Consider the following 15,653-nt stretch of genomic DNA (forward strand, 5'->3'; position numbering starts at 1 on the left):
CGGCGTCACCGGCCTCGCGTCGACGAAAGGGAACCGCGCGACGAGGCAGTGCAACCGGGATGCCAATTCAACGGAATCCTCCAGGGAATTCAATGGATTGCGACAAAAACAGGACTTCCTGCCAGATGACTGTTCATTCACTGACCAGAAAACAGGAAGTGTCCGACAAAACGCGCCAGGCGAATTCCGCCAATGGCGCGAAAAGTCCCTTCGCAGAGCCTGCGCAGGGTGGTTCGCGAAACACGATTAAGCGGGCTCCATCAATGGAAAACAGTGAAGCGATTCCCAGAAGTAACAAAGGGCGTTACCAGCCAGTGGCCAGTAACACCCTCTTCCGGGAGAAGCTGGCGGATCAGGCCAGGCTCTTGCTCACCACTTCGTAGACGTCGCTGGACAGCTCGCCGGAGGCCAGGATACGTTCCAGCTCGCCGCGCATCAGCGCCTGCCGCGCCTCGTCGTACTTGCGCCAGCGGGTCAGCGGCATCAGCAGGCGCGAGGCGATCTGCGGGTTGAGTGCGTTGAGCACGATCACCTGGTCGGCGAGGAAGCGATAGCCGGCGCCGTCAGGACGATGGAAGTTGACCAGGTTCTGGTTGGCGAACGCGCCGATCAGCGCGCGCACCTTGTTCGGGTTCTTCAGGGTGAAGGCCGGGTGCTGCATCAGCGCCTGGACCCGCTCCAGCCCGCCCGGCAGCGGCGAGCCGGCCTGCACGCTGAACCACTGGTCCATCACCAGCGGGTCGTCCTTGAAGTAGTCGGCGAACATGGCCAGGGCCTTGCCCTTCTCTGCCTCGAAGCCGGAATTGACCAGCACCGCCAGGGCGGTCAGGCGCTCGGTCATGTTGTCGCAGCCTTCGTACTGCTCCAGGCAGGCGGCGAGGATTTCCTCCCGGCCCGACAGCGACAGGTAGGACAGCGCGATATTCTGCAGGCTGCGCCGGGCGATGTGCGAGGCTTCGGCGAGGTAGGCGGTGTCGCGGGAAATCTTGCGGTTGGCCTGGTAACGCTGCCACAGCGGCTCGAACAGCGCTTCGCCGATACGCTGGCGGGCGAATTCGCGGGCGGCATGGATCGCGTCGACATCGGCGACTTCGCTGATCTCGGTGAGATAGGCCTCGCTGGGCAGCGAGAGCATCTCGGCGACCATCGCCTGGTCCAGCGCCTCGTCCGCCAGGAGGGTGCGGTAGGCCTCGATCAGGCGCGGGTCGAGTACCAGTTGCGCGCCGCGCTGGTGCTGGCCGATCAGCTCCTGCAGGACCTGCACCGAAAGCTGTTGGCCGGCCTCCCAGCGGTTGAAGCCGTCGCTGTCGTGCTGCATGAGGAACAGCAACTGGTCGCGGCTGTAGGGGAAGCTCAGTTTCACCGGCGCGGAGAAGCCGCGCAGCAGCGATGGCAGCGGCTGCTCCGGCACCTCGACGAAGACGAAGCGCTGCTCGGCCTCGGTCACCGCCAGCACGCGGTTGCCGCCCTGGGCCGCGGCCTCGCCTTCCAGGCGCAGCGGGAGTTCGTGGCCCTGGCCGTCGAGCAGGCCCAGCTCCAGCGGGATGACGAAGGGTTCCTTGCTCGGCTGGCCGGGAGTCGGCGGGCAGCTCTGGCGCACCGTCAGGGTGTAGCGGCGGGCGGCGGCGTCGTACTCGCCTTCCACCGCCAGGCGCGGAGTGCCGGACTGGCTGTACCAGCGCTTGAACTGGGTCAGGTCGACGCCATTGGCGTCTTCCATGGCCTTGACGAAATCGTCGCAGGTCACCGCCTGGCCGTCGTGGCGCTGGAAGTACAGGTCCGAGCCCTTGCGGAAGCCTTCGGCGCCGAGCAGGGTGTGGATCATCCGCACCACTTCCGAGCCCTTCTCGTAGACGGTCAGGGTGTAGAAGTTGGAAATCTCGATGAACGAGTCGGGGCGCACCGGATGCGCCATCGGCCCGGCGTCCTCGGCGAACTGGTTGGTGCGCAGGAAGGCGACGTCCTCGACGCGCTTGACCGTGCGCGAGTTCATGTCGGCGGAGAATTCCGAGTCGCGGAATACGGTGAAGCCTTCCTTGAGCGACAGCTGGAACCAGTCGCGGCAGGTGACCCGGTTGCCCGACCAGTTGTGGAAATACTCATGCGCCACCACGCCCTCGACCCGCTGGTGGGCGGCGTCGGTGGCGGTTTCGGCACGGGCCAGGACGCAACTGGAGTTGAAGATGTTGAGGCCCTTGTTCTCCATCGCGCCCATGTTGAAGTCGTTGACCGCGACGATCATGAAGATGTCCAGGTCGTATTCGCGGCCGTAGACCTCCTCGTCCCAGCGCATCGACTTCTTCAGGCTGTCCATGGCGTGCTGGACCTTGTCGATGTTCTCCGGCTCGACGTAGATGCGCAGCGCCACGTCGCGCTGGCTCATGGTGCGGAAGCTGTCCTCGACGCACCAGAGGTCGCCGGCGACCAGGGCGAACAGGTAGGCCGGCTTCTTGAACGGGTCTTCCCAGGTCGCCCAGTGCCGGCCGTTGCCTTCGGAACCGCTGGCCAGCGGGTTGCCGTTGGAGAGCAGCACCGGGTAGCGCTGCTGTTCGGCGCTGACGGTGGTGGTAAAGCGACTCATCACGTCGGGACGGTCGAGGTAATAGGTGATCTTGCGGAAACCCTCGGCCTCGCACTGGGTGCAGAACATCTTGCCGGACTTGTACAGGCCTTCCAGCGCGGTGTTGCTCTCCGGATGGATACGCACCGTGCTCCTGAGGACGAACTCGGCCTGCCGCGGTTGCACCCCGAGCTGCTCGTCGTCCAGTTGGTAGTCGTCCGCGCCGAGCGCCTGGCCGTCCAGTTCGAGCGCCAGCAGCTCCAGTTGCTGACCATGCAGCAACAGCGGCGGCAGGCCGGCGCCGCGCTCGGGGTTGCGCCGCAGCTTCAGCTCGGCGTGCACCAGGCTGTGGTCTTCGAACAGTTCGAACTTCAGGTGGGTCTCGTCGATCAGGTAGTCCGGCGCCTGATAGTCCTTGAGGTGGATGACTTTCGGTTGCTCGGTGCGCATGGCTTGTGGCCCTTCTGCTCAGTGATGCACGGCGATCTGGTAGGCCGTGTATTTGCGAATGTTGATCACCCCGGTATCGAGGATCAGGTACTGGCCCTTGATACCGCGAAGCGTGCCTTCGACGATAGGCGTTTTTTCCAGGTCGAGGCTGGCGACCTTGCTCGGGTAGGCCTCGACCGGGTAGGCGATCTCGAGCGGATCGAGGTCGATAACCGGTTGGATCGCCTGCAGGCCGAAACGTTGCTGCAATTCGCGCAGGCCGTCGGCGCACTGGTCGAACAACTGCTCGCGGACTGCCGCCAGGTCGACCGGCTCGGCCTCGCCCTTGAGCATGGCTCGCCAGTTGGTGCGGTCGGCGACCTGGCTGCGCAGCAGGTCTTCCACCAGGCCGGACTGCTGGCGGGTGGCCACGCGCAGGATCGGCAGCGCCTGGCGCGCGCCCTGGTCGATCCAGCGGGTGGGAATCTGGCTGGCGCGGGTGATGCCGACCTTCACCCCGGAGGAGTTGGCCAGGTACACCACGTGATCGGTCATGCAGAACCGCTCGCCCCACTCCGGTTCGCGGCAGGTGCCCTGCTCGTAGTGGCACTTCTCCGGGCTGACGATGCAACTGTCGCACTGCGCCAGCCGGGTGAAGCAAGGATAGCAATAGCCCTGGCTGAAACTCTTCTTCGTCTTGCGGCCGCAATGGGTGCAGAAGATGCTGCCGAGGTACTCCAGGCGCAGCGGCCGGCCGATCAGCGGGTTCACCGCGACTTCGCGGTCGTCGAGGCGGAAGGCGTATTGCACGGGAGCATTGCTTTCCAGGCGCGCCGTCATCTTGCTCAACGCGCCGCGGGCGATTTCTTCCATCAGTGCACGGAGTCCGACTTGAACAGGATGTTCGGGATCGGCTCGTCGGAATGCGAGGAGCAGTGCTGCGGGCCCATGTAGCCGGTGCGCTCCTCCTCGGGGAGGTTCTGCAGCTCCCAGGCGATCACCGCCTGCAGGCAGAGTTCCTTCTGCTCCTGGGTCAGCTTGCGGCCGTCCGGCCACTTGCCGATCTCGATGGCCAGCTTGAGGTTCTGGTAGATCTCTGGAGTGATGTTCTCGATCGCTTGGTTGAAGGACGACATGGCCGGCTCCGGTGAAAAGGCGTACCGGCCATTCTACCGGGCCGGGGCCGGCGGCGCACATCGAAGCTGCCGCAGCCCCTCGCTCAACGGCGACGCCGCGCCAGCAGGCCGCCCAGCAAACCGCTGAGGCAACCGACCAGCAGCCCGCCAACGTGCGCGCCGTTGGCGATGGAGCCGAAACCGAGCAGGTCGATCACCCCGGACAGGCACACCAGCAGCCAGATCAGCATCATCGCCACGACGCCCCTGGGCAGGCGATAGGCCTGGTTCGGCGCCAGGTACTGGAAGATCCAGCAGTGCCCGAGCAGGCCATAGAGCACCCCGGACAACCCGCCGAACAGGCTGGCGCCGCTCACCGCGTACTGCACCACGTTGGACGCCAGGCCGAACAGCAGGGTCAGGCCGAGCAGCATCGGGCCGCCCTGGCGGAATTCGATGCGCCGGCCCAGCTCCCAGAACCACATGGCGTTCATCGCCAGGTGCAGCCAGCCGAAGTGGATCAGCATCGGCGTGAACAGCCGCCACCATTGACCCGCCGCCAGGCTCTCGGCCAACGGCGTGAACAGCGCGTACTGGCCCTGGATACGGAAGTCCTGGAAGGTCAGCCAGCGCATCGTCGCGAAGTTGTCGCCAAGGTAGGTGACGGCGGCGACGACGAAGGTCAGCAGCAACACCGCGGCGGTCATCGGGCTCATCCGCAGTTGCCGGACGAACCCCTGCCCCGCCGGTCGCGGCGCGGCCTCCAGGGTCGCCTGCGGATCGCCTTCGGGATAACGCCGGTACAACTCGCGGACCTGCTCGGCGAGCCGCTCGTCGGGCACCCAGAGGACCTGCTGGCCGGATTCCTCGCTGACCCGGTGCGGCACGTTCAGACGCCGCAGCAGGCCGACGAAGCCGGCCAGGTCGACCGACAGGGGAAACTTCAGGACCTGCACCGCGCTCACTCGTCAGCCTCCGGCCGCTTCACTTCGACCCAGACGAACTTGTGCCGGTCCAGGCGGGTTTCCTCATCCAGGCGGTAGGCCGCCAGCTTGCCGTACATCACCGCGCTGTAGTCCAGGCAGGCCAGGTTCGGCCGGATCGGCGCCGGCGTGCCGCGTCGCCAGTAGTGGCCGACGAACAACAGCGGTTCGTCGGCGCCGTAGGTCAGCAGGCTGGACTTCTGCTCCTCGCTGAGCGGCTCGCGGGCGATCGCTTCGGGCAACGCGTCGGGCTGGAAGACGATATCGCCGTAGGTGCGCGGCGCCTCGTCCTCGACCCAGAACTTGGTGCGGAAGAAGGCGCGCGTATAGCCATCGCTGCTGGTCAGCGTGGCACCGTGCGGCAGGCGCATGTCGGTACCGCGCAGCAGGCGGTTGCAGGCCAGGTCGGCGAAGCTGCCGGGCTCCGCCGACTCCTGCAGGAAGGCTTCGCTGATCCGCCCGTCGGGGAACTGCCGGCGCAGGGTCGCGATCAGTTCGCCGTCCCAGCAGGCATGGACCATGCGGAAGCGCCCGGCATCGAGGAACAGCGGCAGTTGCTGGAACCAGCCGAGGAAGTCGCGCCAGTCGGCGTCGTGGCCCTCGAACTGCTCGAGGGTCTCCTTGATCAGCCGGGCATGCCGCGGCGTATGCTCGCGGACGTACTGGCGGCCGCTGCCGGGCGCCGCCGGGGTGCTCCAGCCGAGCGCGTTGAATTCGTGGTTGCCCATGATGCACAGCGCCTCGCCGGCGTCGACCATCGCGTGCACCCGGTGCAGGGCCTCGCGGATGCGCGGGCCGCGATCGACGATGTCGCCGAGGAACAGCGCCTGGCGCCGCGGATGGCGCCAGACGCCGCCCTGCAGGCGGTAGCCGAGCAGGTCGAGGAGGCGGTCCAGGGTATGCGCGCAGCCGTGGACATCGCCGATCAGGTCGTAGCCACGTCCGGGGTCGAGTTGCATCAGTCGCCTCCGCCCAGGCGGCTGCCCCAGCCGAGCTTGGTCCGGCAGATCTCGTAGTAGTTGTGGTCGATGGGGTGGATCAGGCGCAGCTTCTGCGGCTTCTTGCTGATCGTCACGGTATCGCCGGGGGCGCAGGTGAAATGGTTCTGCCCGTCGCAGGAGACCTGCGGGTAGATCTGCATGTTCGGCGACACGACGATCTTCAGCTCGCTGTTGCCGTCCACCACGATCGGGCGGCTGGAAAGCATGTGCGGGTACATCGGCACGATGACGATGGCATCCAGCTTCGGATGCATGATCGGACCACCGGCGGACAGCGCGTAGGCGGTGGAACCGGTGGGCGTGGCGACGATCAGGCCGTCGGCCTTCTGGCTGCAGACGAACTGGCCGTCGATATACAGCTCGAACTCGATCATCCGGGTCGACTTGCCCGGGTGCAGGACCACGTCGTTGAGCGCATCGCCCTGCCCCATCGAGTCGATACCGCGACGCACCTGGGCATCGAGGAGGAAGCGGCTCTCGACGATGTACTGGCCGTCCAGCACCTCGCCGACCTTGGCCTCCAGTTCATCCGGGCGGATGTCGGTGAGGAAGCCCAGGCTACCGCGGTTGATCCCCAGCACCGGCACCTTGTGCCGGGCCAGCGCGCGGGCCGCGCCGAGCATGCTGCCATCGCCGCCGACCACCACCACCAGGTCGCAGATTTCGCCCATGATCTTCCGCGAGCAGGTCTGCAGGCCGTGTCCGGGCAGGACTTCGGCGATGGTGTCCTCGAGGATCACATGCAGGTGGCGATCGATCAGGAATTTCTTCAGCCGGCGGATGGTATCCAGCACCTGGGTGCTGCCGAGGCGGCCGATGATGCCGATATTGCGAAAGGGTTCCATGCGGTTCCTGCGAAAAGCTGGCGGGCGGGATAGAGCGGATTATGGGCGAAAGCCGCGGACAGCGGCAAACCCGCGCATGTACGGGAAATCGCCGCGAGTGGCGCAACCCGGCTAACCTCTGGGTATGACGCTGCTGACCGAACTGCTCGACGAATTGCGCCACCCGGCCGTCCGCGACCTGGCCTGGACCCTGCTCGCCCCGCCGTTGCTGCGCCGGACCCCGGAGCCGCAGCGCCATCCGCTCGCCGCCAGCCGCTGGCGCCAGGAGCCGGAGCGCCTGGCCGCCTGGTTGCGCGAACAGGAGCGACAGCCGCAGCACCTCGCCGCCTGGCTCGCGCAGTGGCCACGGCAGCGTCTCGGCCTGTACTACGAACATCTCTGGCAATTCGCCCTGGAACAAGCCCCGGACGTGCGCCTGATCGCCGCCAACCTGCCGGTGCGCGACGGCGGGCATACCCTTGGCGAACTCGACCTGCTGCTGCGGGACGACGACGGCATCCACCACCTGGAACTGGCGATCAAACTCTACCTGGGGCCCCAGTCCGGCCCCGGCGACTGGCTCGGGCCCGGCGGCCAGGACCGCCTGTCACGCAAGCTGGAACACCTCTGCCGACACCAGTTGCCGCTGGCGGCGACCCGCGAGGGTCGCCAGGTGCTGGCCGCCCATGGAGCCGAATCGGCCGTTTCCGCATTGTGGCTGAGCGGCTACCTGTTCCATCCCTGGCCCGGGCCGGGCAGCCTGCCCGCCGACATCGAGCCACGGCATCTGCGTGGCCGCTGGCTCCGCCAGCGCGACTGGCCGGCGTACCTGGCCAGCCTGGCCGGACCGCAGGCCGGGCAGCATTGGCTGCATCTGTCGCGCGAGCACTGGCTGGCGCCGGCCATGCGGCGGCAGGACCCGCTCGACCCACCGCGCGACGGCGCCTGCTGGAACATCGCCTTCGCCGACGAGGCACGTCCGCAAATGCTGGTAAGGGTGGTGCCGCGCGACGGCTACTGGGTAGAGGCCGAGCGCCTGTTCCTGGCCAGCGACGACTGGCCCCCGGGGCTCAGCCTGTGGGGTAGCGCGCGCCAGGCCGCGGATGCCTGATCAGAGCAACGCCAGCAAACGCTCCTGCAATGCCCGGCGGCCCTGCAGGCCTCCGCTGTGCAGCGCCACCAGCCGGCTGCCGCGAGCCACCGCGCCGCTCTCCACGGCCTCGCGCAGGGCGAGCAGCAGTTTGCCGGTGTACAGCGGTTCGAGGGCGACGCCGCTGGCCGTCTCGAACTCGACGATGAACCGCGCCAACCTCCCATCGAGACAGGCGAAACCGCCACGGCTGGCGTCCAGCAGGCGATAGCCGGTATCGGCCCAGCCCGCCTCGGCAAGGGTCGCCGCGACCTGGGCGGCGACGCCGTGGTCCTCCGGCACCGCCAGCGCGCCCACCACGGGATGCCGCCCAGCCTCGCCGAGCACCAGGCCGGCCAGTGTCGTACCGGTACCGGCGGCCACCCAGATCGCGTCGTAATCGTCCCAGCCGAGCGTCGGCAACTGGGTCGCTATGCGCTCCACCAGCCCGATGCAACCGCGCGCGCCCAGCAGCCCGCCACCGCCCTCGGCGACCGGCAGCAAGCCTGGGTAACGTTCCCGCCAGGGAAGCCAGAAACCGGCGGCATGCCGCTGGCGATAGCCGCCGTAGCCGAGCCAGTGCAGTTCCATGCCGAGACTGCGCAGGTCGCGCACCGTCGGCGTATCGACTTCGTGTCCGCGCAACAGGCCGACGCAACGGAAATCGAAACGCGCGCCGGCGCCGGCCAGCGCGTGCAGGTGGTTGGAGTGGGCGCCGCCGAGGCTGATCAGGCCGTCCAGCCCCTGCTCGCGGGCCAGCGCCAGGTGTGGCGCGAGCTTGAACCCCTTGTTGCCGGAGATCAACGGATCGGCCTGGTCCAGGCGCAGCAGCGCCAGTTCGACCCCGGCCCGTTGCAGCCAGTCGAGTTCGAGACGCTGCAAGGGTGTATGCGGTGACCAGTGGGGAAACGGCAAGAAGTCAGCTCACGGTGCGCAGGCGCCCCGTGGTCTTGTGCCGGGCGCAGCAGTTGGTGTCGCCGGCGACGAAGCGCGCCGGGTTGTCGACCCGGTCGAGCGGCAGGTTGCAGCGTTCGCCGCCGGGCAGCAGCGCCTCGCAGCGCGGCTGCTGGAAGTGGTCCAGCCACTGGCGGTACTGGCTCTCGGAGACGAAGCACTTGGCCGCCGCGTAGGCCAGCGGATTGTCCTGGTAACGCGGGATGTCCTGCAAGGGGATGGTCAGGTGCCCGGCGCCGGGATGGTAGGCGACGAATACCACGCCCTGGCCGGATAGACGCTCCAGCAGTTGCTCCGGCCCCTGGGCGGCCAGACGGTCGCGCTCGGCGCGCAGCTCGGCCAGTTCCTGCTCCAGTTGCTGGTCCAGCTCGTTGCGGTAGGCCAGTTCGACGTCGCGGATCGAGACCTGCTCCTTGTAGCCGGCCACCGCCACCGCCACCCGAGCCTCCAGTTCGTCGGCGAACTCCGAGCGCAGCAGGTCGGTCTCGTTGCGCCCCTGGTTCTCGATGAAACGCAGTTGCCGGGTCAGTTCCTCGCGGTTGCGCTGGAACTGCTCGCCCTGCTCCAGCAGACGCTGCTGCAACTCGGCGTTCTCCCGCGCCTGCCGTTCCAGGGCCTGTTGCAGGCTGAGCACTTCGCTGCGCAGGATGTCCAGTTGCCCGCGGGCGTCCTGTTCGCGCCTGGCCAGTTCCTCTTCGTGCTGCCGGGCGAGCCCGGCCAGGCGCTGCTCGTGCTGCCGGGCCAGGGCGGCGAGCTGTTGCCGCTGCTGCTTGACCAGTTGCGCCAGGCGCGCCGCCTGCTCGTCCTCCTGCTTGCGCGGAGGCTCCGCGGGCGCTGCCTTCGGGGCGGCGGGACCGGCGGCGTACCATTGTTCTTCGGCGGCCATCTGCAGCCGCTGCGGCTCCACCGCGGCAGGCTCCTCGTCCACCAGCAGGCCGAGCTGGTTGCGCCTGAGCGCGTCGCGGATGAGTACGAAATGGTTGCGTCCGGCGCTGCTCTCCGGGTCCCACAGGTGCATCTGGTGCCAGGACACCGGGCACTGGCTGCGACAGGCCAGGCGGATCGGCCCGCCGCCCATGTCGGGGCCGCGTCCGGCGCGCTCGGCGAGGTTGCGCAGAGGCAGGTTCCAGCCGGTGTCGGCGCCGCCCTGCTCGTCGAAATCGAGATAGAAGAACACCGCTGCCCGCGCCTGCAGGCGCGGATTGATCAACACATAGGCCAGGTGCATCTGCCGGTCGGCGTATTCCGGCATGCGCACCAGACCATCGAGCAGCGCCTCGAATTCGGGATACAGCATTTCCTTGCAGACGCCGCTGTCGTTGAAGAACAGCACGGCCTCCGCCATCTGTGGCTTTTTCTGCATGCTCATCGCTAACCCTCGAACGCCTGGCGAGGCGGCCCGCATCCGGCAGTACCCATCTGGCATGTCACCTGAAAAACAGGCGCTATCTCGTTGTTCGGGCAAGTCTAGGGGAAAAAATGTCGCGGGCAATGTGACTGGGTTGGCAGACACCCGGGCGATGCCGGACGGCCCGCCGAGCGGTAGGGGAAATTGTGAAGCGGTCGGGTTTTGAGCGGACGGAGATCACCGTGGCAGAGCGCCACCGTTCACCAAACCGGTGCGCAGCGCCCCGCCGCGCCGACGAGCGCGGACAGGGACGATACGCAGAACCTGTGCGAGCTGGAGAAAAGCCGTTTTCAACGCAGTTTCTCCGCTACGCAACAGATCGCGGACAGGTTCTCAGAGTTCGGCAGCCAGGCGCGAACCCTGGTTGATGGCGCGCTTGGCATCCAGCTCGGCGGCGACATCGGCGCCGCCGATCAGGTGCACGCTCCGGCCGGCCGCCAGCAGGCCGTCCTGCAACTCGCGCAGCGGGTCCTGGCCGGCGCAGACGATCACGGTATCCACCGGCAGCACCTGCGGCTCGCCCTCGGCGACGCGGATATGCAGGCCGGCGTCGTCGATCCCGAGATACTCCACGGCATTCACCATCTGCACCTGCTTGTTCTTCAGGCCGGCGCGATGGATCCAGCCGGTGGTCTTGCCGAGGCCGTCGCCGACCTTGCTCTTCTTGCGTTGCAGGAGGAACACCTGGCGCGCTGCCGGATGCACCTCGGCCTTGACCCCGGCGATGCCGCCGCGGGCCTCCAGGCGGGTATCGATCCCCCACTGCTTCCAGAACGCTTCGCGCTCCAGGCTGGTGGACGGACCGGCATGGGTGATGAATTCGGAGACGTCGAAGCCGATGCCGCCGGCGCCGATCACCGCCACCTTGCCGCCCACCGGCTTGCGCTCGAGGATCGCGTCCAGGTAGCTGATCACCTTCGGATGCTCGATGCCGGGGATCGCCGGCGTGCGCGGAACGATGCCGGTGGCGAGGACGATCTCGTCGTAGCCGCCCGCGACCAGATCGTCCACGCCGACCCGGCGGTTCAGGTGCAGCTCGACGCCGGTGCTCTCCAGCTTGTTGCGGAAGTAGCGCAGGGTCTCGTGGAACTCTTCCTTGCCGGGAACCCGCTTGGCCACGTTGAACTGCCCGCCGATCTCGCCGGCGGCGTCGAACAGGCTGACCCGGTGCCCACGCTCGGCGGCCACGGTGGCGGCAGCCAGGCCGGCCGGGCCGGCGCCGACCACGGCGATCTTCTTCGGCCTGGCGGTGGGAATGTAGTTCAGCTCGGTTTCGTGGCAGGCGCGCGGGTTGACCAGGCAACTGGTCAGCTTGCCGCCGAAGGTGTGGTCGAGGCAGGCCTGGTTGCAGCCGATGCAGGTGTTGATCCGTTCGGCGTGGCCGGCGGCGGCCTTGTTGACGAAGTCCGGGTCGGCGAGGAACGGCCGGGCCATGGAGACCATGTCGGCATCGCCCTCGGCCAGGACCTTCTCCGCCACCTCGGGAGTGTTGATGCGGTTGGTGGTGATCAGCGGGATGCCGACCTCGCCACGCAGCTTGGCGGTGACCTTGGTGAAGGCCGCGCGCGGCACCTTGGTGGCGATGGTCGGGATGCGCGCCTCGTGCCAGCCGATACCGGTGTTGATCAGGGTCGCGCCGGCCTTCTCGACGGCCTTGGCCAGCAGCACGATCTCGTCCCAACTGCTGCCGCCCTCGACCAGGTCGAGCATCGACAGGCGATAGATGATGATGAAGTTCGGCCCCACCGCCTCGCGCACCCGGCGGACGATCTCCACCGGCAGGCGCATGCGGTTCTCGTAGCTGCCGCCCCAGCGGTCGGTGCGCTGGTTGGTGTGCTGCACGAGGAACTGGTTGATGAAGTAGCCTTCCGACCCCATGATCTCGACGCCATCGTAGCCGGCGACCTGGGCCAGGCTGGCGCAATTGACGAAGTCGGCGATCTGCTTCTCGATGCCTTCCTCGTCGAGTTCCTTGGGCTTGAACGGATTGATCGGCGCCTGGATCGCGCTCGGCGCTACCTGCTTCGGGCTGTAGGCGTAGCGGCCGGCATGCAGGATCTGCATGCAGATCTTGCCGCCCGCCTCATGCACCGCCTGGGTCACGATCCTGTGCTTCTCCGCCTCTTCCGGCGTGCTCAGCTTGGCCGCGCCGGAATACACGCCGCCCTCTTCGTTCGGGCCGATGCCGCCGGTGACCATCAGGCCGACGCCGCCACGGGCGCGTTCGGCGAAATACGCCGCCATGCGCTCGAAGCCCTGCGGCTTCTCTTCCAGGCCAGTGTGCATGGACCCCATCAGGGTGCGGTTGCGCAGGGTGGTGAAGCCGAGGTCCAGCGGGGCGAGCAGGTGCGGATAGGGAACGGCGGCGGTCATCGGGGGTCTCCACATCGGGCGAAACGCGTTCACGGATATGCCGCGGCCTCGGGCGCAATGCGCGGCACGGGCAGCGGTCGGTATGGCGACGACTCTAAGGAGCGCCACCGGAGCGCTCAATGATCCTAAATGACAAGTTACTGATCGGAATGCACAGGGATGCTTGGCAAGCCGACGCCACTCCCCTACCCTGTGGGCTGCCTTGGAGACCCGCATGCGCAAGCTGATCTTCCTGATCCTCATCACCCTCTTCGCCGCCTACGCCGGCTGGGCCGAACGCCGCCCGGTAGGCCACTACCTGTCCGACCTGCGCAGCCAGGTCAGCGTGGTCCAGGGCCAGCCCGGCGAGCGCGGCAACCTGCTGGCGGTCCAGCCGGAACTGTTCACGCCGGACTACCAGAGCGCCGAACGGTTGCAGCTGAAATTCCACGCCTACCTGGAAAATGCCCGCCGCCAGGGCCTGCTCAACGAGCGCACGGTGGTGGTGTTCCCCGAGCATGTCGGCACCTGGCTGGTGGCCAGCGGCGAGAAGCCCGAGGTCTATGCCGCCGCCGACTGGCCCACGGCGATGGACTGGATGGCCGCGAGCAACCCGCTGAAGGTGGCGCGCGGCTGGATCACCGCGCGCGGCGAACAGCGTCTCACCGACACCCTGTTCCGGATGAAGGCGGTGGACATGGCCCACGACTACCAGACCCTGTTCGGCGGGCTCGCCCATGATTTCAAGGTGACGGTGGTCGCCGGCTCCATCGTCCTGCCCGACCCCGAGGTCGAGGACGGCGAGCTGCGTCCCGGCACCGGCCAGTTGTACAACGTCAGCCTGACCTTCGGTCCCGATGGCCGGCCGCTCGGCCAGCCGCAACGCAAGGTGTTCCCGACCCGCCACGAACTGAGCTACCTCAACAACGGTCGCGGCGAGCGCCTGCAGGTGCTGGATACGCCGGCAGGACGCCTGGGCGTGCTGATCGGCACCGACAGCTGGTACCCGGACACCTACGCCACCCTGGTCGAACAGCGCGTCGAACTGCTGGCGATCCCCGCCGCCCTGAACCAGAGCGGTCGCTGGCAGCAACCCTGGCCCGGCTTCGATGCCGAGCTGGTTCCCGGCGACGTGCGCCTGGCGCCGAACAGCCTGAGCAACGCCGAGGCCTGGCAGCGCCTGGCGGTCGGCGAGCGCCTGCTGGCCAGCGGTGCGCGCGGCGCCGCCGTGGCCTTCGCCCATAGCCGCCTGTGGAACGTCACCGAAGACGGCCAGAGCCTGCTCGGTTCGTCGCAGGGCATGCGCCAGGCCAATCCCGGCGGCGGTGCGCAACTGGTCAATCTCTGGCTATGAGCGCGCCCCGGGTTCGCCTCGGCGACCTCTCGGTCGGCTTCGTCCAGGCGCTGGCCGACGCCCTGCTCGCCGCCGGCGTCGAGCCCGCAGCACTGCTCGAGCAGTACGGCCTCGACCAGCGGCGCCTGGCCGAACCCGGGGCGCGCCTGTCGATCCCTCGCTACATGCGCCTCGGCCATGCCGCCATACAGCTCAGCGGCGACCCCGCCCTCGGCCTGCAGATGGGCCGCCTGAGCCGTCTCGGACAGATGGGCCTGGCCGGCGTCAGCGTCGCCCAGGCGCCCAACCTGCGCGCCGCCGCGCGGGCAATGATCCACCTGGAACCGCTTTACGCGCAGAACTACCGGGGCCAGTCGAGCCTGGTGGAAGACGCCGGCGGCGCCTGGCTGCGCTTCTATTCGATCAGCCCTTATAACGCCTATAACCGCTTCGTCGTCGATTCGGTGCTGGCAGGCTGGATCAGCCATCTCGGCGCCCTGGCAAGGCAGCCGTTGAAAGCGGAGCGGGTGGAGATCGAATATCCAGCGCCGCCTTGGGCCGAGCGCTACGAGGCATTCTTCGGCTGCCCGGTGGAATTCGGCGCGCCGACCAACCAGTTGCGCCTGAGCCAGGCCAGCCTGGCCCTGGCGAATGCCGAGCACTGTCCGAGCACCTGGAGCCAGATGCTGGAACTCTGCAACCGCGAACTGGAGCAGTTGACCCGCACCCGCAGTTGGCGCGAGCGCGTCAGCCGCCTGCTGGGGCCGATGCTCAATGGTCGCGAACCGGACCTCGAGGAAATCGCCGCGCGCCTCAAGTTGCCGACCTGGACCCTGCGGCGCAAGCTGGCCGAGGAAGGCACCCAGTTCCGCAGCATCCTCAACGACACCCGCCGCGACCTGGCGATGGTCTACATCCGCGAGACCGACCTGGCTTTCGGCGAAATCGCCTACCTGCTCGGCTTCGCCTCGGCGGAAGCCTTCCAGCGCGCCTTCAAGCGCTGGAGCGGGCAGACGCCCGGCGAATTCCGCCGCGCCCAGCGACAGAGCGCCTGATCACATCTCGGTGGCGTCGTCCGCCGGCTCTGGCAGGTCGCATTCGGCGGCATGCTGCTCCAGCAGTTCTTCCTGGTAGTCGTCCATCGCGGATCACCTTTCGTTCGTCTGTGTCTTTCAGCTGTAGACGAGGAAGATGACAGCGGGATTACCGCGCGCGGACCGACGGAGCAGGAAACCCGGCAAACAAGGAGAAAACGGAAGGCGCAGGGGACGACGGAAACGAAAAAAGCGGCCATTGGCCGCTTTCTTCGTGGCTCACCCCGCCTCGGCGTGGTGAAGATGTATGGCGCAGCGGACGGGACTCGAACCCGCGACCCCCGGCGTGACAGGCCGGTATTCTAACCGACTGAACTACCGCTGCGCGTCGGCTGGGCAAGATGCCCGGTAAAGCGACTTCCTCTCGTTGCAGCCTGGCTGCCCGCCTTCTGGCGGAAGACGGCGAGTTCGGGGTGGTGAACTCGGGAGGGGAAGTGAATGGCGCAGCGGACGGGACTCGAACCCGCGACC

At 67.6% G+C, this 15,653-nt stretch carries 12 protein-coding genes and 1 tRNA gene; 3 read left to right on the forward strand and 10 right to left on the reverse strand.

Annotation, left to right across the window (positions count from 1 at the left end; all coding sequences use genetic code 11):
* Positions 1-352: 352 nt before the first annotated feature.
* The 6 genes from pepN to HMPREF2581_RS27680 all read right to left on the reverse strand — a co-directional run bounded on the left by pepN (position 353) and on the right by HMPREF2581_RS27680 (position 6,933).
* Positions 353-3,010, reverse strand: coding sequence for an aminopeptidase N (gene pepN / locus HMPREF2581_RS27655; RefSeq protein WP_003138532.1), 2,658 nt, complete (start codon positions 3,008-3,010; stop codon positions 353-355).
* Positions 3,011-3,028: 18 nt separating this feature from the next.
* On the reverse strand, positions 3,029-3,862 hold the full coding sequence (locus HMPREF2581_RS27660) for a DUF2797 domain-containing protein (protein ID WP_003091329.1): 834 nt from the start codon (positions 3,860-3,862) through the stop codon (positions 3,029-3,031).
* Complete coding sequence (locus tag HMPREF2581_RS27665) at positions 3,862-4,125, reverse strand: YeaC family protein (RefSeq protein ID WP_003104989.1); 264 nt, start codon at positions 4,123-4,125, stop codon at positions 3,862-3,864. Before HMPREF2581_RS27665 ends, HMPREF2581_RS27660 begins: the two co-directional genes overlap by 1 nt.
* Before the next feature lie 83 nt (positions 4,126-4,208).
* Positions 4,209-5,069 (reverse strand): rhomboid family intramembrane serine protease, encoded by an 861-nt coding sequence (locus HMPREF2581_RS27670; protein WP_003138531.1) that lies wholly within the window; start codon positions 5,067-5,069, stop codon positions 4,209-4,211.
* Positions 5,066-6,046, reverse strand: coding sequence for a metallophosphoesterase (locus tag HMPREF2581_RS27675; RefSeq protein WP_003091336.1), 981 nt, complete (start codon positions 6,044-6,046; stop codon positions 5,066-5,068). Before HMPREF2581_RS27675 ends, HMPREF2581_RS27670 begins: the two co-directional genes overlap by 4 nt.
* On the reverse strand, positions 6,046-6,933 hold the full coding sequence (locus tag HMPREF2581_RS27680) for an NAD(+) kinase (RefSeq protein ID WP_003091343.1): 888 nt from the start codon (positions 6,931-6,933) through the stop codon (positions 6,046-6,048). Before HMPREF2581_RS27680 ends, HMPREF2581_RS27675 begins: the two co-directional genes overlap by 1 nt.
* 124 nt (positions 6,934-7,057) lie before the next feature.
* Between HMPREF2581_RS27680 and HMPREF2581_RS27685 the strand changes: the two genes are divergently transcribed.
* Positions 7,058-8,023, forward strand: a complete 966-nt coding sequence (locus HMPREF2581_RS27685; protein ID WP_003091344.1) for a DUF1853 family protein — start codon at positions 7,058-7,060, stop codon at positions 8,021-8,023.
* On the opposite strand, the gene HMPREF2581_RS27690 is transcribed toward HMPREF2581_RS27685, so the two are convergent.
* The 3 genes from HMPREF2581_RS27690 to HMPREF2581_RS27700 form a co-directional block, all read right to left on the reverse strand.
* A complete protein-coding gene (locus tag HMPREF2581_RS27690; protein WP_003452544.1) occupies positions 8,024-8,923 on the reverse strand; it encodes a 1-aminocyclopropane-1-carboxylate deaminase/D-cysteine desulfhydrase in 900 nt (299 codons plus the stop codon).
* A gap of 37 nt (positions 8,924-8,960) precedes the next feature.
* Positions 8,961-10,400, reverse strand: coding sequence for a hypothetical protein (locus HMPREF2581_RS27695; RefSeq protein ID WP_003138529.1), 1,440 nt, complete (start codon positions 10,398-10,400; stop codon positions 8,961-8,963).
* 336 nt (positions 10,401-10,736) lie between these two features.
* Complete coding sequence (locus HMPREF2581_RS27700; protein WP_003091351.1) at positions 10,737-12,776, reverse strand: NADPH-dependent 2,4-dienoyl-CoA reductase; 2,040 nt, start codon at positions 12,774-12,776, stop codon at positions 10,737-10,739.
* 214 nt (positions 12,777-12,990) lie between these two features.
* On the opposite strand from HMPREF2581_RS27700, the gene HMPREF2581_RS27705 reads away from it, so the two are divergent.
* On the forward strand, positions 12,991-14,109 hold the full coding sequence (locus HMPREF2581_RS27705) for a carbon-nitrogen hydrolase family protein (protein WP_003138526.1): 1,119 nt from the start codon (positions 12,991-12,993) through the stop codon (positions 14,107-14,109).
* Positions 14,106-15,143 carry an AraC family transcriptional regulator gene (locus tag HMPREF2581_RS27710; RefSeq protein WP_003103517.1) on the forward strand — a complete coding sequence of 346 codons (1,038 nt, stop codon included), beginning with the start codon at positions 14,106-14,108 and terminating at the stop codon, positions 15,141-15,143. Before HMPREF2581_RS27705 ends, HMPREF2581_RS27710 begins: the two co-directional genes overlap by 4 nt.
* Before the next feature lie 287 nt (positions 15,144-15,430).
* On the opposite strand, the gene HMPREF2581_RS27715 is transcribed toward HMPREF2581_RS27710, so the two are convergent.
* Positions 15,431-15,507 (reverse strand) — tRNA-Asp (locus HMPREF2581_RS27715).
* Positions 15,508-15,653: the final 146 nt, after the last annotated feature.

The organism is Pseudomonas sp. HMSC057H01 (assembly GCF_001836405.1).
Classification (GTDB): Bacteria; Pseudomonadota; Gammaproteobacteria; order Pseudomonadales; family Pseudomonadaceae; genus Pseudomonas; species Pseudomonas aeruginosa.

What these genes read in the sequence shown, in the direction of transcription:
- HMPREF2581_RS27695 (WP_003138529.1), bottom strand. Translation starts at nt 10,400, where the DNA reads ATGCGGGCCGCCTCGCCAGGCGTTCGAGGGTTAGCGATGAGCATGCAG.
- HMPREF2581_RS27700 (WP_003091351.1), bottom strand. Translation starts at nt 12,776, where the DNA reads ATGACCGCCGCCGTTCCCTATCCGCACCTGCTCGCCCCGCTGGACCTC.
- HMPREF2581_RS27675 (WP_003091336.1), bottom strand. Translation starts at nt 6,046, where the DNA reads ATGCAACTCGACCCCGGACGTGGCTACGACCTGATCGGCGATGTCCAC.
- HMPREF2581_RS27665 (WP_003104989.1), bottom strand. Translation starts at nt 4,125, where the DNA reads ATGTCGTCCTTCAACCAAGCGATCGAGAACATCACTCCAGAGATCTAC.
- HMPREF2581_RS27710 (WP_003103517.1), top strand. Translation starts at nt 14,106, where the DNA reads ATGAGCGCGCCCCGGGTTCGCCTCGGCGACCTCTCGGTCGGCTTCGTC.
- HMPREF2581_RS27660 (WP_003091329.1), bottom strand. Translation starts at nt 3,862, where the DNA reads ATGGAAGAAATCGCCCGCGGCGCGTTGAGCAAGATGACGGCGCGCCTG.
- HMPREF2581_RS27705 (WP_003138526.1), top strand. Translation starts at nt 12,991, where the DNA reads ATGCGCAAGCTGATCTTCCTGATCCTCATCACCCTCTTCGCCGCCTAC.
- pepN (WP_003138532.1), bottom strand. Translation starts at nt 3,010, where the DNA reads ATGCGCACCGAGCAACCGAAAGTCATCCACCTCAAGGACTATCAGGCG.
- HMPREF2581_RS27680 (WP_003091343.1), bottom strand. Translation starts at nt 6,933, where the DNA reads ATGGAACCCTTTCGCAATATCGGCATCATCGGCCGCCTCGGCAGCACC.
- HMPREF2581_RS27685 (WP_003091344.1), top strand. Translation starts at nt 7,058, where the DNA reads ATGACGCTGCTGACCGAACTGCTCGACGAATTGCGCCACCCGGCCGTC.